The following is a 20,555-nucleotide window of genomic DNA, read 5'->3' as shown; positions in this document are numbered from 1 at the left end:
CGGCGTGGGCGCGAGAGGCGGCTGTAGTCAGCATGGCATCTCCTGCCCCAATTCGATCTACGCCAGTGTGGTCCTACGCGACGGTGGGAGCGATGACGTGCGCTGGGCCGTGTGTCGACGAGGCCTGATCGCTCTCAAGGGCGATGACCTCATCCCCGGAGAGGCGCCATAGATCACCCGCCCTTGGCGAATGTGGTCCACCTAACGGACCTCCATTTGTGACCATCCGGGATGGGACTCAGGAGAGAGCGCGGTGCATCGCCTGAAGCTCCTTGTACACCTCATCCCATGGGAATGTGGCCGCTCCCGGTTCTCCCGAGCTCGGGGCGGGAAGTCGTTCAGGATCGAGGATGATCTTCACACCCCACCTCCGGAGAAGGGTCACGCTGTCGACGAAGGCGGGATGGCGGGCGAGGGCGACATTGGGCCAAGGGACGGCGAGGATCGGCAGCCCCAGGCCCAGAGCTTCGTTCAGCAATCCGAGCGCCAAGGTGTCGCTGTTGCCCTGCGCCCACTTGTTGATCGTGTTGAAGGTGGCGGGAACGACGGCGATGGCGTCCGCCGGAGGGAGGACGTCGGGCTCCTGAGGGCGCTTGTAGTCGCTGCGCACCGGGTAATCGGTGACGCCGCTCAGGCGCGCACCATCGACGAACTTCACCCCTGACGGGGTCGTCACCACGCAGACCGTCCAGCCTCCGGCCTGGACCTGCTCAACGAAGTCCGGCAGTTGGGAGGCAGGTCGACCACCACACGCGATCACATAGAGAACCGGCTTACCACTCGTCATGTTCAACCGCTCCAACCCGCAGAAATATCTCATCGTCACCAAGCGATCACCCATGGAGAAGGCTAATGTGGTGGCGTCGAAACCTTACGCTCAAGGTCGTATCGCGGTGACGCATCATGAAGATCAAGCCGACGTCGATCAGCGTATCGGCCAGCGTGTTCGCAGGCTTCGGCTCCAGCGGGGACTGGGCCTTCGGGCATGTGCGGAGCTCTGCGGACGTACCGAGGAGTGGCTGCGCCAGGTTGAGCGCGGCGAGCAGCGTCTCGATAAATTGTCCACGCTTGTGACCCTGGCCAAAGTTCTGGGCGTTCGCGACCTGAGACTCATCATGGAGGAACGTCTGGACGGGCTGACTTGCGATATCGCCGAGGGTGGCAGGGTGAGTCACAAGGCGGTGCCCTCCATCAGGCAGGTATTGTCGGCGCCCCTCTTCCCGGCGCGGCCTGTGGTCGATCTCAGCTCGGAGATCGGGCGAATGAAACGGCGACTGGACGTGGCCTGGTCGGAGTGGCACCGATCGGCGAGGCCGTACACGGCTCTTGGTGTCGTCGCTCCGGGGCTGCTCCGCGACGCGCTCGTTCTCCATCGGTCAGCGCAGCCGTATGAACGGCACGGGACCTGGGCGATCATTGCCGAGGTCTTCCAAATATCGCAACGGTTCCTGTATTGCGTCGGCGAGCCGGACCTGGCCGCGCGGGCCGCCGATCGGGGGATGGTCGCGGCCGAGGAGACCGGTGATCCAGTTCTGATCGGGGCCTCGGCTTGGATGTCCACGATGGCAGCCCTCGGTGCCAGTCAGCCTGAGGAGGCGTGTGAAGTCGCCAGGACTGCGGCCGAATGCCTGAAGCCTGCCCTCAGGGCCTCCGAAACCGCTCTGTCGATGTGGGGATCGCTGCAGCTATTCGCCGCGATCGCCTACGCGAAAGGGCGCAAGACGGCTGATGCCTGGCGCCATTGGGATCTCGCCCAGCGGGCGGCCTCCGCCCTCGGTCCTGTTCATCACCACCCGCTGACGATGTTCGGCGAGGTCAACGTCGGTGTCTACGCCGTGGCGATCGAGGTGGAGACCGGCCGGTCGGCCGCTGCCATCGACCGCGCGAAGTCCATTGCGATCTCCAGCATTCCTTCCTCCAACCGCCGCGCTCAGCACCTCATCGACCTGGCTCGCGGCCAGCTCCGCCGTCATGCACCGGACGAGGCTCTGGCCTGTCTGCGTATGTCAGAACAACACTCCACAGAGACGATCATCTTCAGTCCTGTCGCCAGACAGGCCATCGCGGAGATGATCGACAAGCAGCGCCGACCGCCTTCCCCACTGCTGGACCTGGCTCTCCGGGTGCGAGCGATCACGTAAGTACGGCCCCAACCGCTGCTTGGGTTCGAGCGCTCATCGACGCCCTACCTTCGGCGGCATGAACACAGAGCACGTTGATCAGGAAGTCGCTCACCAGGCGTTGCTCAATCTGGCGGTGGAGCTGGAGGCCAGGCGTTTCCAGGTACGGCTGCGCGAGATCGAAGATCGCCCGCTGAGTATCACCGTCATCAACACGGCAGCGCCCATCCTCATCGAAAGCGTGCTGACCGCACCACACACCGACGGCACCCTCTGGTACTGGTTTCCTTGGCTCGCGCCTATCAGCCCCGTCGACAACGTCGGCTTGGCAGCGGACCGCGTAGAGCGCGTACTGGCCGAGATCGGACGACCGACCTCGTGAGCGACTCCGCCATGGGCATGCCCACTCCTTCGAATCTCCACGGTGAGCATGTCTCCCCACTCGACCCGGCACACGAGACAATTCGCTGGCACACCCCCGTCCCCCACACAGATCGGGTACGAGTGAGACGCCGTACCTGCTCCTGCGGTGGCGTCCTGTTCGAGCTGTGCGAGGTAGGAGGATCAGCGTTCATCCGACGTCTCGAGGTCTCCATGGGCAACGTCGCCATCCACGAGACCGACCGACTGCCGATGGTGCGTGCCGTACATCTTTGGCGGCGTCTCCGCCGAGGCCAGGCACGCTGAACCGGGTCCGTCAGACTCTGCGCGGTCCTGATCCAGGCGCGGCGGGCTCCCGGGCAGCAGTCGGTCGCCGTTGTCACCGGCGCCCCGCTCGGGGCACGGCACGGTGCCGATGTGTGAGCACTCGGGCTCCTCAGCAGGCTGGAGCTGGTGTGGGTCATGGACACGCTCGCACGTGACCTGGCGTTGCAGGTGACCGAGAGCCCCGGCGGCAGCGAGTACGCCGCTGCAGCGGATCCGTACTGGAACGACCGCTACCCCGGATGGTGACATCGGCCGCCATGCACCGATGCCGATGACCGAAGATTCGCCCAAGCCAGATGGTGAGAGGTCAAAACGCTGGTAGGTCGTCCGCTCAGGCGCCCGGATACTTGGTCAGCCAGTCTGCGCGTCTGGTGGTCCGGTGGCCGTGGGTCAGTTGGGTGACGAAGTCGTCGGACAGTTCGGTGATGGTGGCGCGTCCCTCCAGGGCGTTCAGCCACTCGCCGGGCAGCGCCGATTCGCCGTGGACGAGGCCCAGGATGTTACCGCACATCGCGCCCGTGGAGTCGCTGTCGCCCGAATGGTTGACCGCCAGCAGCAGGGCCCGCTCGACGTCGGGCTGGGCCATCGCGCAGTAGACGGCCATCGCGAGCGCCTCCTCGGCGACCCAGCCTCCGCCGAGGATCTCCAGCTTCTCCGGGGTCGGGTCGCCTTTGCGGGCGAGTGCGGTCGCGGCCCGGAGCGCCGCCGTGGTCTCCTCGTGCGCCGGGTAGGCGGCCAGGACCTCCAGGGCGCCCGCCACCGCGTCGTCGAGCGGCGCGTCGTGCATGAGGTGGTGGATCAGCACGGCGAAGGCGCCGGCCGCCAGCTGGCCGGTCGGGTGCCCGTGGGTGATCTGCGCGCATTCGGCGGCCAGGTCGAAGATCTGCCGTGGTGAGCCGCCCAGCAGCCCGAACGGCGCCGACCGCATGACCGTGCCGCAGCCCTTGGAGCGCGGGTTGACCGGCCCCGGCAGGCCGGGAGAGCCGTAGTGGTCCGGCTCGACGCGGAGCCCGGACAGGCAGGCGTTGCCGGGGGCGCGACGGGAGTAGAGCCATCCCTGCTCCCGCAGCCATCCCGTACGGTGATGCTCGCCTTGGCCGGGCGGCGGCGCGTCGTACCGCTGGGTGTCCAGCCAGCGCAGGTAGGCCGAGCGCAGCACGGAGGGAGGGTGGCAGATGCCTTTGAGCGTGACGCGCACGTCGGCGCGGATGAGGCCCTCCAGCGTGAAGAGCGTCAGCTGGGTGTCGTCGGTGACCAGCCCGGTCTTCCCCCGCCAGTCGGCGACGAGCCCGGTCACCCCCGCGCGGCCGTGCAGGGCGCGGATCCTGGCCAGTGACTCGAACTCGATCGGCGCGCCCAGGGCGTCCCCGATCGCACCTCCGAGCACGCAACCGCGCACCCGACCCACTTCCATGGTCACTCCGTTCGCCGCCGCCCGCCGCAGGCGACTCTAGACGCAGGCCGCGCCCGCCGTCACGGCGGATCCGGGACGTTTCCGGGGCCACGGCCGGCACGGCGGGCATCGTCCCAGGTACGGCAGGAAACCACCGGCGGGACTTCTCTGTCAGAATCCGGAATGTTCCAGGAACCCTCGCGGTCCGAGAGAGCAGGAGAGCCGATGAGGAGCAGAGTTCTCGGCGTCCTGGCCGTCGCCGTGACGCTGGTCTTCGCCTGGCTGATCAGCGCGTCCCCGGCCCGGCCGGCCGGGCTCACCGAGGTGACGGACTTCGGCGCGAACCCCACCGGTCTCCGGATGCACCTGTACGTGCCCCCCGGCGTGCGACCCCGGCCGCCGATCCTGGTGGCCGTGCACTACTGCACCGGCTCCGGCCCCGCCTTCCACGCCGGCACCGAGTTCGCCGCCCTCGCCGACCGGTACGGTTTCGTCGTCGTCTACCCGTCGGCGACCCGCAGCGGCTCGTGCTTCGACGTCTCCTCGCCGCAGGCGCTCAGGCGCGACGGCGGCAGCGACCCCGTGGGGATCGTCTCCATGGTCAGGTACGTCCAGCAGCGCGCCAACGGCGACCCCGGCCGGGTCTACGTCACCGGCTCGTCCTCCGGCGCCATGATGACCAACGTCCTGCTGGGCGCCTACCCCGACGTGTTCAAGGCGGGCGCCGCGTTCGCGGGTGTGCCGCTCGGCTGCTTCGCCGCCACCGACGGCTCCGGCTGGAACCGCTCGTGCGCCCACGGCACCCTCACCAGGACGCCCCGGCAGTGGGGCGACCTGGTACGTGCCGCGTACCCCGGCTACGACGGTCCCCGGCCGCGCATCCAGGTGTGGCACGGCACCCGGGACGGCACCCTGCGCTACCCGAACCTCGCCGAGGAGATCAAGCAGTGGACCGACGTCCACGGCCTCGCCCGGACCCCTACCGCCACCGACCACCCGCGGCCCAACTGGACACGCACCCGGTACGGCACCGCGGTGGAGGCGATCAGCCTGGACGGCGTCGGCCACACCATCCCGACCGCCGGCATGGCGGCCATGGCCGTCCATTTCCTCGGCCTCGACGACGGCCCCACGGCGACACCGGCGCGCCCGTCTAGGACTTCCAGGTGAGGGTGACCTCGAAGTTGCCCTCCGTCGCCGCCTTGGCGACCAGCCAGCTGGTGGTCCCGCTCACCTTGATCCCGAACTTCACCTGCACCTCGTCCGGCCGTACCTCCTTGATCTTCGCCAGCACGACGCGGGCGGCCTCGATGGCCGGCTCCAACGCATCCTGGACCGAGCCGGCGACCGCCTTGGCCCCGGCGGGCTGGTAGCCCGGCGGAGGGTCGATCTCGAAGGCCACGGTGGTGTGCTCGTCCACCTGATACCTGACGACGTTCGTCACACGGTTCCCTTCACCACTAACTCACCACGACAGCCGGACGGCGAGCACGCCCGCGGTCAGGCCGACCGCCACGCCTCCGGGGATCGCGGTCAACGCTAGAGCCTCGTGCTGGACGGGCACGACCCGCAGGCACGCGCCCGTGGCGGGGTCCCACAGGCGTACCGTGCGGTCATAGCTGGAAGTGGCGAGCAGCGCGCGGCCGTCCACGGTGACCGGGCAGGCGGCGGTGACCGTGTCGGTGTGCCCGCGGAAGGTGCGCAGGTGATCGCCCGAGGCCGGGTCCCACAGTCCGGCCGTCCGGTCGCGGCTCGTGGTCACCATGAGCGGGCGGTGGTCGTACCGAAGGGCGCACAGGCCGGTGACCGCCGCTCGCTCGTGCGCGACGAAGACGCCGTGCGCCAGGCCGGTCGCCGGGTCCCACAGGCGGACCGTCGTGTCGCGGCTCGCGGTGGCGAGCAGGGCCGGGCCGATGGCGCAGGCCGCGGTGACGGCGGCGGTGTGCCCGGTCATGGTGCGCAGGAGGGTGGCCGTGGCCGGGTCCCAGACGCGTACCGTGTGGTCGCGGCCGGTCGTCACCAGCATCCCCTGGACGGCGCACACGGCGGTGCCGCCCTTGTCGTGTCCCGCGAGAACGTGCAGGCACGCGCCGGTGGCCGGATCCCACAGCCGTACGGTCCGGTCCTCGCCGGTGGTCGCCAGGAGGCCGCGCCCATCCACGGTGAGGGCGCAGGCCGCGCTCACCGTGAACATGTGCCCGCTGAGGCTGCGCAGGTGCTTGCCCGTCTCCGGATCCCAGAGGTGAACCATGCTGTCGCGGCCCGTCGTCACCAGCGCGGGCCGGTCGCCGGCGCTGATCAGGCCGAGGCCGGTGACCCCGTACGGGAGCGTCCGGTGCGGGCGGTGCGTGGTGGCGGTGTCGGCCGCCCACAGGTGCACGGTGCGGTCGCGGCCGGTCGTGGCCAGCAGGGGCTGACCGTCGGAGGTGAGGGCGCAGACGGAGGTGACCGCGTCGGTGTGGCCGCCCAGGCTGCCGACCGGCTCTCCCGTCGCCGGATCCCAGATCCGGACGAACCTGTCGCCTCCCGTGGTGACCAGCAGCGTGCGCCCGTCCACGGTGACGGGACAGGCATGGGTCACCTCACTGGTGTGCCCGGTCAGGGTGTGCAGGGAGGCGCCGGTGGCCAGATCCCACAGCCGGACGGTCCGGTCGCGGCTGGTGGAGGCGAGCAGCGTGCGGCCGTCCACGGTGAGGGCGCAGACGGAGGTGACGCGGTGCGAGTGGCCTCTGGTCCCCTCGGTGTGGCCGGCGAAGGTGTGCAGGCAGGCGCCGGTGTCCGGGTCCCACAGGCGGATGGTCCTGTCCTGACTCGCGGTGACCGGCAGGTCACGGCCGCCGAGGGTGACGGCGCAGACCGCGGTGACCTCGCCGGTGTGCCCGGACAGTGTGCGCAGGCAGCGGCCGGTGACCGGGTCCCAGATCCGGGCCGTCCGGTCGTCGCTGGTGGAGACCAACAGGGTGCGGCCGTCCGCCGTCAGCGCGCACAGGCCGGTGACGCCATAGGTGTGCCCGGCCAGCGTGCGCAGGCAGGCGCCGGTCGCGGGGTCCCAGAGCCGTACGGTCCGGTCCATGCCGGAAGTGGCCAGCACCGTACGGCCTGCGAAGGTGAGCGCTCGGACGGCGGTGACTCCCGCGGTGTGCCCGGTGAGGGTGCGCACCCGCGTGCCCGTGGCGGGATCCCACAGGCGCACGGTCTCGTCCTCGCCGGCGGTGGCCAGGAGGGTGCGGTCCTCGACGGTCACGGCGCAGGCGCCGTTGACCGGGCCGTCGTGGCCGGTGAGGACCGTCTCCATCAGCCGGGGTTCGACCCGCGCCCACATCGCCCGGTACGGCGAGAGGTGCGGCATCCGCTGATAGGTGTCCCCCAGGGCGTCCAGGGCCTCGGCGATGCTCAGCATCCCCAGCCGCTCGTCCGGGCCGGCGGTCACCGCCTGCGGGACGGAGCGAAGCAGGCGGGCCCGCTGCTTGCCCTGCCGGGTGACCGCGCCGCGCGCGAGCGGGATCAGCCGCATCAGGTCGGCGTGCAGCGGGTGGTCGTCCACGGCGAGCAGCTCGTCCAGCACTCCCCCGTTGACCGCGTGCGGGGGCAGCGAGCGCAGCAGGTAGTCCGGGGCGGACGCCCAGCCGACGCGGACGCCGTACGCGAGGAAAGCCCTGGCGAGGGCCCGCTCGTCGTCCTCGCGCGGGTGGAACTCCGCCCTGGCCGCCAGCAACGTGTCGTTGAGCGCCTGGTGGAAGAGCCGGTACGTCCGCCCGGACTCCACCAGGAAGTTGGCGGCCGAGGATCCGGCGAACCTGATCAGCGCCTCCCGTTCCGGCGCGTGTCCGTACAGCGCCTGGATCGCCGTCCGCCACACCTCGACGGTCAGGCCCGGCGCCTGCGCGAAGGCCAGGGCGGTCAGCAGGTCACCGGCCTCGGGGCCCAGCTTGGCGAGGTAGTCGCGCAGCGCGCCGTCGACGGTGGGGCTGAAGGACAGCTCGCCGGGGCCGGCGGCGACGGTGTCGTGCAGGCCGTGCGCGCGGGCCATCAGCCCGGCGACGAGGAAGTTGCCCGCCGACAGCGCCGCGATCCGGTCGGCGACCGGGCGGGCCGCCCCGTCCTCCAGGTACGGGTTGCCGTCGGCGCGCGCGGACCGCAGGGTGGCCAGCGCGTACGTGGCGAGATCGGCCTCCCGGAACAGCGCGGGATCGTCCAGGTCGAGGAGTTCCCCGGCCCGCCCGAACCGGAGCAGCAGATCGCCCTCGTCGTCGCGGCGGCGGCAGCCCACGACGACCCGCACGGCCTGGCAGGTCTCCGCCAACGGCACCACGAGGCCGGTGATGAGCTCCCGCGCCTGGGCGGGCGTGCCGGCCTCGTCGAGCGCGTCGATGACCAGGTTGAGCCTCGGGCCGGCGTCCAGCGCCGCGACCAGGTCCTCCAGCCGCTCCGGTCGCGGCACTCCCGCGGCTCGGGCGATCTCCGCGGCGACGTCCAGCGCGGTCTTGCCTTTGGCGTGTACGGCGCAGCCGACCGAACCCGGTGTGGCCCGGACCGCGGTGTCGGAGTCGGGTAACCCGGCGCGGAGGGCTGGATCGGCGGTAGTGACGATCCTGCCGAGAACCGCCGATTTCCCCACCCCTGGGGAGCCGGTCACCACGAGCGCGCTGTAGGCGGGCCGCTCGCCGTCAAGCCAGGCGACGATGCGACTCAGCACCTCGCCGCGCCCGGTGAAGCGGTGGCCGCGCTCGCTGTCCCGGGAGACCCCGCGAGCCCGTGGCCGCCAGTGCCGCCCCGCCTCTGGATCATCGGTCAGCGACCAGCCCCAGGCGGTCATGGCCAGCTCCCCCGCCCGCTCCGCGCGGTAACCCAGCCGCGCCCGCGGCAGCAGGCGGTCGACCGTGTGCAGGGTGAGGGCCAGGCCGTCGCCCTGGGTGGACTCGTACCGGCCGAGCATCCCCACGACGGCCTGGTGCCGCTCGGACCACAGCCCGGAGCCGCTGAAACCCCGGGCGAGCGGGTGGCGGGACTCGGTGCGCAGCGCCACCCAGCCGTAGCCGGCCTGCGCGCCGACCGTGCCGCCCGCCTGGGTGGCGAACGGGCTGCCGTCCGGGAATCCGTACGCCGACCAGGGGGAGTCCTTCAGGACCTCGTCCTTCACGCAGGCCACCGGGGCCGGCTCCACGTCCGGCGGCTGCGGGCCGGTCAGGACGAGGAGCGCCACATCGGCCCCGACCTCGTCGCGCCGGCCTGCGCACTCGGCACGGAACAGGGTCAAACCGTCGTCCGACAGGGGGAAGCACACCCAGCAGACGCCGTCCTCCGGGACCACGTGCGCGCTGGTCAGCACCTGCCCATCGGCGACGAGGACCCCGGAACCGGCCGGGGAGACCCCCTCCTCGTCGGTGAACACCGCGACCACCCACGTACGCACAGGCATAAGCCCACCCTAGGCAGACGCGGGCCCGCCGGATGACGAGACCGCCAGGCCCGCTGCTCAGCCCCAGACCGCGTCGAGCAGTTGGGCATGTCCGCGACGGAGTCGGGGGGCACCAGCGGCGAACGTCTCCCACGGCACGGGATGGTCCGCGCCGAGGGTCGCCCTGGCCATCCGGCAGACGATCGCGATCTCCGACGGCAGCAGGTCGTCGGCTGACCGCGGTCTCCACGAGAACCGGCGGTTCAAATGTCCGGTAAGTGGCCGGTTGTCGCCCTCGCCCGGTTCCTCGCCAGAGGTAAGGCTTGAGCCAGCCCGACCTTCGGGTCAGCAGATGCGGACATGAGTCCGCACTGTTGGATCGAATGAAGGAGACGACCATGCGTACGAAAATCATGCGGATTGGGCAAGTAGCCATCGCTACGGCCGCGACGACTCTAGCCATGGCCGCACCCGCACAAGCCCACACGGTCAGGGTGGGAAACACTTGGGGCCACGCGGAGATCAACTCCAGCCATACGGAGCTGACTGTCTGCAGGAGGCTCGGCCACTACCCCGATTCCGACGTGTGGGGCACGGTGAGGTACAGCGGCGGCACTCTCATCCGCTATGACGCGCCGACGCTCAGCAGCTTGTGCTGGGTCCACCCCCTACGGTCCAACCCCACCGATATCAGATTCTGCTGGCGTCCTTCAGGAACGAACAACCAGTGCACGACGTGGAGAGCCGTCTGACCGTTCCTGCGGTTCTCGCTTCCGTGGTCCGTGAGCCTCAGGACTGACTGCGCAAACACGAAAATGCGCCCCACTCCTCCCAGCAGGAAGGAGCGGGGCGCACTCGTACATCAGCAGACCTGTCGCTGGGCGGCCGGAAGGTCCGGCCGCGGGGTGTTATCACCGCACCGGCAGGCCGGTGACGGCGCGGCCGATGATCATTCGCTGGATCTCGCTCGTGCCCTCGAAGATGGTGAAGATCTTGGCGTCCCGGTGGAAGCGCTCCACCGGATGGTCGCGGGTGTATCCGGCTCCGCCGAGGATCTGGATCGCCTGCTCCGTCACCCAGACGGCCGTCTCCCCCGCGACCAGCTTCGACATCGAGCCCTCCGCCTGCTCGAAGGGCCTGCCCTGCCTGGCCATCCAGGCGGCGCGCCAGGTCAGCAGGCGGGCGGTGTCCACGCGGGTCGCCATGTCGGCGAGGAGGAAGGCGATCGCCTGGTTCTGGCCGATCTTGCGGCCGAACTGCTCGCGTTCGCCGGCGTAGTCCCTGGCGTACTCGAAGGCGGCGCGGGAGATGCCCACCGCCATGGCGGCGACCGTGGGGCGGGTGGTCTCGAAGGTGCGCATGGCCCCCTGCTCGCCGGCTCGCTCGCCGTTGCGGACCCTGGCCAGGCGGGCGTCCAGCTTCTCCTTGCCGCCGAGCAGGCAGGAGCCGGGGATGCGGACGTGGTCCAGGACGACCTCCGCCGTGTGCGAGGCGCGGATGCCGTGCTTGGCGAACTTCTGGCCCATGGACAGGCCGGGTGTGCCGGGCGGGATGACGAAGGTGGCCTGGCCCCGGGTGCCCAGGTCGGGGTCCACCGAGGCGACGACGACGTGCACGTTGGCGATGCCGCCGTTGGTGACCCAGGTCTTGACGCCGTTGAGTATCCAGTCGCCGTTGTCGTAGGTGGCGCGGGTGCGGATGGAGCCGATGTCGGAGCCGGCGTCGGGCTCGGAGGCGCAGAAGGCGCCCAGTTTGACGTCGTTCTCGGTGCCGAACATCTGCGGCAGCCACTCCCCCATCTGCTCGGGGGTGCCGTTGGCGGACAGCGCGGCGGCGGCCAGGCCGGTGCCGACGAGCGACAGGCCGATGCCCGCGTCTCCCCAGAACAACTCCTCGAACGCGACCGGCAGTGCCAGCCCGCTCGGCTCGAACCACTGGGTGGCGAAGAAGTCGAGGGAGTAGAGGCCGATCTTGGCGGCTTCCTGGATGACGGGCCAGGGGGTTTCCTCGCGTTCGTCCCATTCGGCGCCGGCGGGCCGGATGACGTCGCGGGCGAAGGTATGCACCCAGCCGCGCACCTCGGCGACATCCTCGCCAAGATCAAGACTAAAGCCGCTCACGTGGTCACTTCCTGAAATTTCCGACACGGTAATACCCTACTGGTCAGTAGGTACGACCGGAAAGGTCAGGTCACGCGGCGGCGCAGCAGGCAGAACTCGTTGCCCTCGGGGTCGGCGAGGACGTACCAGGGCTCCTGGCCGCTCTGCCCGACGTCCGCGTGCGTCGCCCCGGCGGCCAGCAGTCGCGTCAGCTCGGCGTCCTGGTCGCGATCGGTGGCGTTGACGTCGATGTGCAGCCGGAGTTTCTGCAGCTTGGGGTCGTCGGACGGGCTGAGCACCAGCGTCGGCTGGAGCCCGCCGGATCCCTCGGCGGGCCCGATCTCGATGGCCCCCTCTTCGCGCTCGATCACGCTGAAGCCGAGCACCTCGCACCAGAACGCGGCCAGCCGCTCAGGGTCGCGACAGTCGAGCACCAATTCAGTGATCCGGCAAGCCATGCCGACCCCCTACCCACACCAAGACCAAAACAGGCAGGGCGGAACGGCCAAAAGCGGAACAGCCGGGGGTGGAACAGGCGGTCGCCGAACAGGCGGTGGCTCGGCCCAGGGCGACAGGTGATTGGCTCGCGATCCAGGGTGGGGCGGGTCAGCGGATAGGGCGGGTCAGTGGGTGGTGAGGGTGAACATCGGTGGGCGTTCGGCGATCGCGATGTCGCTGGAGACGATCTCGTGCCCGACGCAGGCCCGCCGGAACTGGTCGAGGCAGGGCGACGGGACGTGCCACGTCTCGATCTTGCCCTGCCGTCGCAGGCGTGACCAGGCGGCCAGCATGATCTGCCCGGCCATGCCGCCGAGGGCCTCCGTCGACTGCGGGGCGTGCTCGCGGGAGCCGAGGTCCACCTGGGCGAACGCGTCCAGCCCCGCCAGGTCCAGCAGGTCGATGAGCAGCCCGAGCTCGACCCCGTACCGAGTGAGGAACGGCACCCGCTCCAGCGCCGAGCGGCGGCCCGCGTACTCGCCGGCGAGCGGCTGGACGAAGCCGGACAGCAGCGGCCAGTGCAGGTTGATCAGCGGGCGGGCGACGAGCTCGGTGACCCGGCCGCCGCCGTTGGGGGCGCCGTCGAACGGGCGGTCGTAGCAGCCCTTGGCGTAGGCCACGGTGGGATCGGTGAGCAAAGGCCCAAGCACCCCACTCACCAGCGAAGAGTGAAATTTCCGGATATCGGCATCTACGAAGGCCACGATGTCACCCGTGGTGACCGCCAGCGACTTCCACAGGGCCTCACCCTTGCCGTCGAGCGGCGGCAACTCCGGCAGGATGTCGTCCTGGGCGTGTACGGCGGCGCCCGCCCGAGCGGCCACCACCGCGGTGTCGTCGGTGGAGCGTGAGTCGATCACCACGATCTCGTCCACGAGGCAGGCCAGCTCCCGCCGGATGATCTGCACGATCTCCCCCACGGTCTCCCGCTCGTCGCGCGCCGGGAGCACCACGCTGACGCTGACATCCCCCTTGGCCTCGACCAGCGATCCGACCGGCCAGTCCGCGACGCTCGACGTACGGCGCCGCAACCAGCTATGAACTTCAGGCAGCATACGACCACCCCCGTTCATCAGGCTTTATCCCCGTTTTTCGCCCCGGCTAGTCGTCAGCTCAGGACCGCGTGCCGCTCCAGGAACGTGTAGACATCCGCCTCGTCCACGCCGGGGAACGAGCCGGGCGGCAGGGCGGCGAGCACGTGGGAGTTCGCGCGGGCCGACGGCCAGGCGTACCCCTCCCAGCGTTCGGCCAGGTCGGTGGGCGGACGGCGGCAGCAGTCGCCGTTGGGGCAGCTCGACCTGGTGCGGTTGGTGGTCTCACGGCCACGGAACCAGCGCGACTCCTTGAACGGCACGCCCAGGGTGATCGCGAAGTCCCGCTCCCGGGACGGGTCCACGTGGGCCACGCAGAAGAAGGTGCCGGTGGGCGAGTCGGAATACTGGTAGAAGACGGAGAACCGGTCGGGCGAGGTGAAGACCTGCCGCCCCGACCACTGCAGGCACATCCGCTGCCCCTCGATCGCGCCCTGCTCGTCGGCGGGGAAGACGATGCCGTCGTTCTCGTACGCCTTGTAGATGATCCCGCCGGCGTCGTTGCGCACGAAGTGGCAGACCAGGTCGAGATGGTGGGTGGCCAGGTTGGTGAAGCGGTGCGCGGCCATCTCGTAGGAGACGGCGAACACGTCGCGCAGATCCTCCACCGACAGCGCCCGCTCCGCCTTGGCCTCCTGCAGATAAACAGTGGCGGCCTTCTCCGGTACGAGCACCGCGGCGGCGAAGTAGTTGGCCTCGGTCCGCTGGCGCAGGAAGTCGGCGAAGTCGCGCGGCTTGCCGTGGCCGAGCGCGAGGTGGCCGAGCGTCTGGAGCAGGATCGTGCGCGGGGTGTGCATGCCGAGCTGCTCGTGCTTGACGTAGATGCGGTGATTGCGGAGGTCGGTGATGGATCGCACCGATCTGGGGAGGTCCTGGGCGGTGTGGACGGTGTAGCCGAAGTGTGTCACCAGGCCCTGGATCACGCTCTGGGACAGGGCGCCACCCCGGTAGCCGACCGCGGCCAGCGCCTCGCCGGCGGCCTTCTCGATGTCGGGGAAGTAGTTGCCGACCTCGCGCTGCCTGCGGCGCAGCTCGGCGTTGGCCGCCCGGGCCTCCTCGGGAGTCGCGGTGCCTCTGGCCTCCCGGGCGCGTAGTTCGCCGTACAGACCGAGCAGGTGCTCCAGCACGTCGTTGGGCACGCGCGCGGAGACCTTGAGCCGCGGCAGGCCGAGCCCGGCGTAGATGGGGTCGCGCTGCGCCTCTTCCAGGGCGATCTCCAGCTGGGCGCGCCGGTTCGGCGGCTGCCGGCGCAGCAGCTCCTCCACGGGGACGCCGAGCGCGGCGGCCAGCGACTTGAGGAGTGACAGCTTCGGCTCGCGTTTGCCGTTCTCCAGCAGGGAGAGCTGACTGGGTGCCCTGCTGACCCGGGAGCCGAGGTCGGACAGGGTGAGGCCACGCTGTTTGCGCAGGTGACGCAGGCGCTGCCCGAACGCGATCAGATCGAGCTCTTGCGTCAAAGACAGCGGTTCTTCGCCTAGCAAGGACGCCATAGGGGCATCTTAGACGGAAAATCCGCCTATTTTCTAGCCGCCATACCGCCGGGCGGCACATCCCCCTGGCCAAGCGAGGATCCGGCTTTCCACCGCCGACATTGGTCTAGTCCATCGGGAAAATTTCTAATTTCTTCTCAGGTGAACACGCAGCCCAGGTTAGCGAAAGTCGAAAAATGGAGTTTTTTCTGGTTCTAGGGGGCTATGTGGTGGGGTACGGCAGGGCAGAGACTCGGCAACAAGCCCCAGGGGACGAAAAGGAGTGACCGATGAACGATCGCCTCAAGGGAGCTGCTGAGCAGCTGCAGGACGAATGGGACAACGACCCTCGCTGGGAGGGCATCGAGCGGACCTACAGCGCCGAGGACGTGATCAAGCTCCGCGGCAGCGTCCAGGAGGAGCACACGCTGGCCCGGCTCGGCGCCGAGCGGCTGTGGCACCTGCTGCACACCGAGGAGTACGTGCACTCGCTGGGCGCGCTGACCGGTAACCAGGCCGTGCAGCAGGTGCAGGCGGGTTTGCGGGCCATCTACCTGTCCGGCTGGCAGGTGGCCGCCGACGCGAACCTGGGCGGGCAGACGTACCCGGACCAGAGCCTCTACCCGGCCAATTCGGTGCCCGCCGTCGTGCGCCGCATCAACAACGCGCTGCTGCGCGCCGACCAGATCACCTGGTCGGAGGGCAGGACCGACAGCCCGCACTGGCTGGCGCCGATCGTGGCCGACGCCGAGGCCGGCTTCGGCGGCGTGCTGAACGCTTTCGAGCTCATGAAGGGCATGATCGCCGCCGGTGCCGCCGGCGTGCACTGGGAGGACCAGCTCGCCTCCGAGAAGAAGTGCGGCCACCTCGGCGGCAAGGTGCTGGTCCCCACCGGCCAGCACATCAAGACCCTGAACGCCGCCCGCCTCGCCGCGGACGTCGCCGGAGTCCCGTCCCTGATCATCGCGCGGACCGACGCCCAGGCCGCGACGCTGCTGACCAGTGACGTGGACCCCCGCGACCAGGAGTTCACCACCGGCGAGCGCACCGCCGAGGGCTTCTACCGGGTCCGCAACGGCCTGGAGGCGTGCGTCGCCCGCGGCCTGGCCTACGCGCCGCACTCCGAGCTGCTCTGGATGGAGACCGGCACCCCGGACCTGGACGTCGCCCGCCACTTCGCCGAGGCGATCAAGGCGGAGTACCCGGACCAGCTCCTGGCCTACAACTGCTCGCCGTCCTTCAACTGGAAGCAGCACCTGGACGACTCCACCATCGCCAAGTTCCAGCGGGAGCTCGGGCACATGGGGTACAAGTTCCAGTTCATCACGCTGGCCGGCTTCCACTCACTGAACTACTCCATGTTCAACCTCGCCCAGGGTTACGCGACCGACGGCATGAGCGCGTACGTGGACCTGCAGGAGGCCGAGTTCGCCGCCGAGGCGCAGGGCTACACCGCCACCCGTCACCAGCGCGAGGTCGGCACCGGCTACTTCGACCTGGTCAGCACGGCCGTGGCGCCCGACTCCTCGACGACGGCGCTCAAGGGCTCCACCGAGGAGGAGCAGTTCGCCCACTGAGCCGCCCCTGACGCCCGCCCGAGCCCGCTCCGGCCGGAGCGGGCCCCCGATCTCGCCGGCCACCTCCAGGGCATGGGAAGGTTCCCCCGGCGACGGCCGCGCCAGGCAGTCCCCGGCCTGGCGCGGCCACCCTGCTTCTCAGCGGGGCTTCAGGACGTCGGTGATCCGGATGAAACCGTCCTGGCCGTGCCCCCGGCCGATGGCCCGGCGCGCCAGGCCTTCGGCCGCGCGCATCACGCCCGCGTCGATGCCATGGGCCTCCGAGGCGTGCACGATGTGCGCCATGGACGAGGCCGCCGAGGTGATCGGGTTGTCCGCACCGGAGAACCGGCCGCTGTCCACCTCGTCCGCGGTCTCCGCGAAGATCGGCGGCAGGATCGCGCCGATGCCCTGCGCGAACGGCGCCAGCTCCCGCGCGCTGATCCCCTCGGCTCCCGCCACGGCCAGCGCGTGCGCGTAGCCCGCCATGGCGGTCCAGAAGATGTCCAGCAGGGCGATGTCGTACGCCGCCGCCCGGCCGATGTCCGCACCCAGGTGGGTATGGGCGCCGCCCAGGGCGTCCAGCACCGGCCGGTGCTCCTGGTAGAGCTCCTCCGGGCCGCTGTGCAGGAACACCGCGTCCGGGGTGCCGATGGTCGTGTTCGGCGTCATGATGGCACCGTCCAGGTAGCCGATGCCGTGCTCGGCCGCCCAGGCCGCGCTGTCCCGAGCCCGCTCGGGGATGTCGGCGGTCAGGTTCGCCACCGTGCGCCCCTTGAGCGCGTCGGTGACCTCGGCACGACGCAGTACGGCGTCCGCCGCGTCGTAGTTCACCACGCAGATGACGGTCAGCCCGCTCGCGGCGACCGCCTCCTCGGCTGATCGGGCGCCCACCGCGCCCCTCTCGACCAACTCCCGGTCCTTGCCCGGCGTACGGTTCCAGACCGTGGTCCGCACCCCGGCGTCCAGAAAGGCCCCGGCGAGGGCCCGGCCCATCGGCCCCAGGCCGAGCACCGTGACGGCAGATCGTTCTGTGTGCGAGGTCATTGCTTAAACTCCTTAATATCCACAAATCACATGAAATGACGCGCAACCCGTACCGATGAATCGGATGACAGATGACACGCAGCCGCGCCCAGGACCCGAACCTCTGCGGAGTGACCGCCGCCATCGCCGTGATCGACGGCAAGTGGAAGTCGATCCTGCTCTGGCTGCTGGAGTCCGGTCCGCGCCGCCCCGGTGAGCTGCGCCGTCAGCTCCCCGGCCTCACCGAGAAGGTGCTGACTCAGACGCTGCGGGAGATGGAGGCCGACGGACTGGTCCACCGCGAGGTGTACGACGTGCTTCCGCTGCGGACGGAATACTCCCTGACCGGGTTCGGCCGTGAGCTCTCCGAGGCGCTGGCGCCGCTGTCCGACTGGGGCCATCGCCGCCTGGAGAAGCTGGCCGCGTCCCAGCCGGTCTCCTGACGCACCGCCAAATCTCCTCCCTCTGGCTCCGACGACCTCCGCGACCAAGCTTCGGGCCACCCCGACCTACCGACAAGTACCCACAAAAAGGTGGGTACGGCTGCGGGCGATCCCTGGACCCAGCGCTTTGCAGGAGAGAGGGTCGGCCGGGCGGCTGATGACCGAGGGGACCGGGCGTTTCTACGCTTCGTCGACATCACCGGCCCAGCAAGGGGACACCATGTCGCTGTTGTCAGATCCCATCCGTTTTCGCAGGCTCGCCGCCGGGGCATGCCTCATCGCCGCGCCGATCGCGTACCTCGCAGGTGTCGTCACAGACCCCGCGCTGCGGCAGGGCGGCGGTGACACGACCGGCGTCTACGGGCGCTACCTGGAGCAGGTGTCGGTCAGCGCGGCGATCCTGCACTGGAGCTGGGTGTTGCTGATCCCGGGCATCATCGGCATGATCCACCTGGTCCGCCGCCGCGGGGTGCTCCTCGGCCACCTCGCGGGCGGGCTCGCGCTGCTCGGCGTGGTGAACTTCTCCGCGCTGATGCTCGGCGACTTCTTCTACTCCCGCCTGGAGCGCTCGCTGCCGCCCGTGCAGGGGGCCGCGCTCGCCGACGAGGCGTTCACCGACCCGGGGGCGGTGTTCGGGTTCCAGCTCCCGGGCTTCGCCGGGATCCTCGGCCTGTTCGTGCTCGGACTCGTCCTGGCGTACGGCCGCCAGGCGCCGTGGTGGTCCCCGTTCGCGATGGTCGTGGGCATCTTCGGGGCGCCGATCTTCCCGATCGGCACGGTCGTGGGCGGACTGCTGTACCTGGCCGGGGCCGGGGTCATCGGCCTGCGCATCGTACGGATGAGCGACGCCGCCTGGGCGGGCGAAGGGCCGCCGGCGCAGGCTCAGCCGAGCGGGAACCTGGCGCGCACCCGGTAACCGCCGCCCGGCACGGGCCCGGCGGACAGCTCGCCGCCGTGCATCGCGACCCGCTCACGCATCCCGATCAGTCCATGCCCGCCCTCGCCACCGTCCCCCAGACCGCCGTCCGGGCCGGACCTCGCGCCGCTGAGCGGGCCGCTGGGTGGGCCGCTGGGTGGGCCGCTGTCGGTGATCTCCACGGTCACGGCCGCAGGGGAATGGGTGACGGTGACGTCGATCCGCGTGGCCCGCGCGTGCTTCAACGCGTTGGTCAGCGCCTCCTGGATCACCCGGTACGCCGACAGGTCGAGCCCCGGCGGCAACGGCCGGGCCTCGCCCTCGACCCGCGTGCGCACGGCCGGACCGGCCTCCTCGACCTGCGCGACCAGGGCGTCCAGCCGGTCCAGCCCGGCCGGGTACGGCTCGGCGCCCGTGCCGCCGGGGGCACGCAGCATGCCCAGCATCAGCCTGAGCTCCTCGATCGCCTCACGGCCGGCCCGCTCGACACCGGTCAGCAGCGCACGTTCGCGCTCGTGGCCGGGATCGTCGCCGAGCATCATCCGTACACCGCCCGTGTGCAAGGTCATCAGGCACACGTTGTGCGAGACGATGTCGTGCAACTCCCGGGCGATCCTCGCCCGTTCCCCGGCCACCGCCTGCCGGGCGCGTTCCTCGCGCCCGGCCTCCAGCCGGGCGGCCTGCCTGGCGAGGCGCAGGGTGCGATCGATCTGGCGGCGCAGCAGAATGCCGCTGGTGTACGCGACGCCCACGAAGACGGCGCTGATCAGCACTTCCGCTACGTCATTATGCTGAAATGTCTGTAAAAAGGCGTAGGAAAGCAGCACGCAGCCCAGCCCGGCCAGCCCCCGCCGGCTCCGCAGCTCCGCCGCACTGGCCACGGTGTGCACCAGGATGAGCGTGGAGTAGAAGTGCCACGCGGCGTAATAGCCCGCGTCCGTGACCTCCCGCACCCCGATGCCGACCACCAGCAACCCGATCAGCGTGCTCATCGGGAACCTGCGCCGCAACAGCAGCAGCACCCCGGCGACGACCGCACCGGCGGCGAGCGGCACCGGATGGCGGATCTGGCCCGGCTCGATGCCCTGCCGCCCGAACGACTCGACCTGCCCGGCGACCATCACGGCGAGCGCGAGCAGCAGGTCCAGCCGGCTCGGCCGCCAGCCGCCGCGCGGCATCACACCCCACCGGGACGTACGATGCCGCACTCGTAGGCGAGCACCACCGCCTGGAGGCGGTCCCGTACGCCCAGTTTGCGCAAGATCTGGGTGACATGGCTCCTGATCGTCACCTCGCCGACCCCGGCCGCCGCCGCGATCTCCCGGTTGGACAGGCCGCGCGCGAGCAGGAGCAGCACGTCCAGCTCACGCGCGGTGAGGGCGGCCAGCTCCGGCGGCGGCGCGAGCACGGGCTGCGCGGCGAAGGAGGCGATGACCCGCAGGGTGACCGCGGGGTCGATCAGCGCGTCACCCGCCGCCGCCACCCGCATCGCCTCGATGAGGTGCTCGGGCGGCGAGCTCTTCAGCAGGAAGCCATGGACGCCGGTACGCAGTGCGAGGTGCAGGTTCGCGTCGCTGCCGAACGTCGTCAGCATCACGATCCTCGGCGGGTCGGGGTCCCCGAGCAGCATCCTGGCGGCGTCCAAGCCGTCCATGCGCGGCATCGCGATGTCGAGCAGCAGCACGTCCGGCCGCTCCCGCCTGGCCACGGCGACGGCCTCGACCCCGTCCGCGGCCTCGCCGACCACTTCCACCCCGAGCGCGTTCTCCACGACCAGCCGTAAACCCGCCCTGATCATGGCATGATCGTCCGCGATGACGAGCCTGATCGTCACCTGT

Annotated in this window: 17 protein-coding genes; 6 read left to right on the top strand and 11 right to left on the bottom strand. The window is 70.3% G+C overall.

The genetic code is table 11. The features are described 5' to 3' along the window. Positions 1-238: 238 nt before the first annotated feature. Positions 239-787 (bottom strand): flavoprotein, encoded by a 549-nt coding sequence (locus OHA68_RS32695; RefSeq protein WP_327103674.1) that lies wholly within the window; start codon positions 785-787, stop codon positions 239-241. Between OHA68_RS32695 and OHA68_RS32690 the strand changes: the two genes are divergently transcribed. Beyond that, a complete protein-coding gene (locus OHA68_RS32690) occupies positions 786-2,141 on the top strand; it encodes a helix-turn-helix domain-containing protein (RefSeq protein WP_327103673.1) in 1,356 nt (451 codons plus the stop codon). The genes OHA68_RS32695 and OHA68_RS32690 overlap by 2 nt on opposite strands. A gap of 58 nt (positions 2,142-2,199) precedes the next feature. Further along, positions 2,200-2,502 carry a hypothetical protein gene (locus OHA68_RS32685; RefSeq protein WP_327103672.1) on the top strand — a complete coding sequence of 101 codons (303 nt, stop codon included), beginning with the start codon at positions 2,200-2,202 and terminating at the stop codon, positions 2,500-2,502. Between the two features lie 657 nt (positions 2,503-3,159). Here the strand turns inward: OHA68_RS32685 and OHA68_RS32680 are convergent. Further along, positions 3,160-4,242, bottom strand: coding sequence for an ADP-ribosylglycohydrolase family protein (locus OHA68_RS32680; protein ID WP_327103671.1), 1,083 nt, complete (start codon positions 4,240-4,242; stop codon positions 3,160-3,162). A gap of 204 nt (positions 4,243-4,446) precedes the next feature. Here OHA68_RS32680 and OHA68_RS32675 point away from each other — a divergent pair, with 204 nt between their 5' ends. Beyond that, positions 4,447-5,391, top strand: coding sequence for an extracellular catalytic domain type 1 short-chain-length polyhydroxyalkanoate depolymerase (locus OHA68_RS32675; RefSeq protein WP_327103670.1), 945 nt, complete (start codon positions 4,447-4,449; stop codon positions 5,389-5,391). Here the strand turns inward: OHA68_RS32675 and OHA68_RS32670 are convergent. The 6 genes from OHA68_RS32670 to OHA68_RS32645 all read right to left on the bottom strand — a co-directional run bounded on the left by OHA68_RS32670 (position 5,375) and on the right by OHA68_RS32645 (position 14,764). Next, positions 5,375-5,665, bottom strand: coding sequence for a CU044_2847 family protein (locus OHA68_RS32670; protein ID WP_189144899.1), 291 nt, complete (start codon positions 5,663-5,665; stop codon positions 5,375-5,377). The genes OHA68_RS32675 and OHA68_RS32670 overlap by 17 nt on opposite strands. A gap of 21 nt (positions 5,666-5,686) precedes the next feature. Next, entirely contained in the window at positions 5,687-9,640 is a 3,954-nt protein-coding gene (locus tag OHA68_RS32665; RefSeq protein WP_327103669.1) for a trypsin-like peptidase domain-containing protein, read from the bottom strand. An 890-nt stretch (positions 9,641-10,530) separates the two neighbouring features. Then, positions 10,531-11,739 (bottom strand): acyl-CoA dehydrogenase family protein, encoded by a 1,209-nt coding sequence (locus OHA68_RS32660; protein WP_327103668.1) that lies wholly within the window; start codon positions 11,737-11,739, stop codon positions 10,531-10,533. 65 nt (positions 11,740-11,804) lie between these two features. Further along, positions 11,805-12,176, bottom strand: a complete 372-nt coding sequence (locus tag OHA68_RS32655) for a VOC family protein (protein WP_327103667.1) — start codon at positions 12,174-12,176, stop codon at positions 11,805-11,807. Positions 12,177-12,341: 165 nt separating this feature from the next. Beyond that, positions 12,342-13,271: a glucosyl-3-phosphoglycerate synthase gene (locus tag OHA68_RS32650; RefSeq protein ID WP_327103666.1), complete on the bottom strand. Its 930-nt coding sequence runs from the start codon at positions 13,269-13,271 to the stop codon at positions 12,342-12,344. Positions 13,272-13,324: 53 nt separating this feature from the next. Further along, positions 13,325-14,764, bottom strand: coding sequence for a helix-turn-helix transcriptional regulator (locus OHA68_RS32645; RefSeq protein WP_189144894.1), 1,440 nt, complete (start codon positions 14,762-14,764; stop codon positions 13,325-13,327). A 302-nt stretch (positions 14,765-15,066) separates the two neighbouring features. Between OHA68_RS32645 and aceA the strand changes: the two genes are divergently transcribed. Beyond that, positions 15,067-16,353: an isocitrate lyase gene (aceA, locus tag OHA68_RS32640; protein WP_327103665.1), complete on the top strand. Its 1,287-nt coding sequence runs from the start codon at positions 15,067-15,069 to the stop codon at positions 16,351-16,353. Between the two features lie 138 nt (positions 16,354-16,491). On the opposite strand, the gene OHA68_RS32635 is transcribed toward aceA, so the two are convergent. Next, on the bottom strand, positions 16,492-17,379 hold the full coding sequence (locus OHA68_RS32635; protein ID WP_327103664.1) for an NAD(P)-dependent oxidoreductase: 888 nt from the start codon (positions 17,377-17,379) through the stop codon (positions 16,492-16,494). A 71-nt stretch (positions 17,380-17,450) separates the two neighbouring features. On the opposite strand from OHA68_RS32635, the gene OHA68_RS32630 reads away from it, so the two are divergent. Both OHA68_RS32630 and OHA68_RS32625 read left to right on the top strand, forming a co-directional pair. Continuing rightward, entirely contained in the window at positions 17,451-17,801 is a 351-nt protein-coding gene (locus OHA68_RS32630) for a winged helix-turn-helix transcriptional regulator (protein WP_189144887.1), read from the top strand. Between the two features lie 220 nt (positions 17,802-18,021). Next, positions 18,022-18,717 carry a hypothetical protein gene (locus OHA68_RS32625; RefSeq protein WP_327103663.1) on the top strand — a complete coding sequence of 232 codons (696 nt, stop codon included), beginning with the start codon at positions 18,022-18,024 and terminating at the stop codon, positions 18,715-18,717. On the opposite strand, the gene OHA68_RS32620 is transcribed toward OHA68_RS32625, so the two are convergent. Both OHA68_RS32620 and OHA68_RS32615 read right to left on the bottom strand, forming a co-directional pair. Further along, on the bottom strand, positions 18,684-19,925 hold the full coding sequence (locus OHA68_RS32620) for a sensor histidine kinase (RefSeq protein WP_327103662.1): 1,242 nt from the start codon (positions 19,923-19,925) through the stop codon (positions 18,684-18,686). The two genes, OHA68_RS32625 and OHA68_RS32620, sit on opposite strands and share 34 nt — an antisense overlap. Then, complete coding sequence (locus OHA68_RS32615; protein WP_327103661.1) at positions 19,895-20,551, bottom strand: response regulator transcription factor; 657 nt, start codon at positions 20,549-20,551, stop codon at positions 19,895-19,897. The genes OHA68_RS32620 and OHA68_RS32615 overlap by 31 nt, the downstream gene beginning before the upstream one ends. Positions 20,552-20,555 lie beyond the last annotated feature (4 nt).

The organism is Nonomuraea glycinis (assembly GCF_035920485.1).
GTDB lineage: Bacteria > Actinomycetota > Actinomycetes > Streptosporangiales > Streptosporangiaceae > Nonomuraea > Nonomuraea glycinis.
The sequence above is the reverse complement of the archived record's forward strand: the minus strand, read 5'-3'. Positions and strand labels throughout refer to the sequence as shown.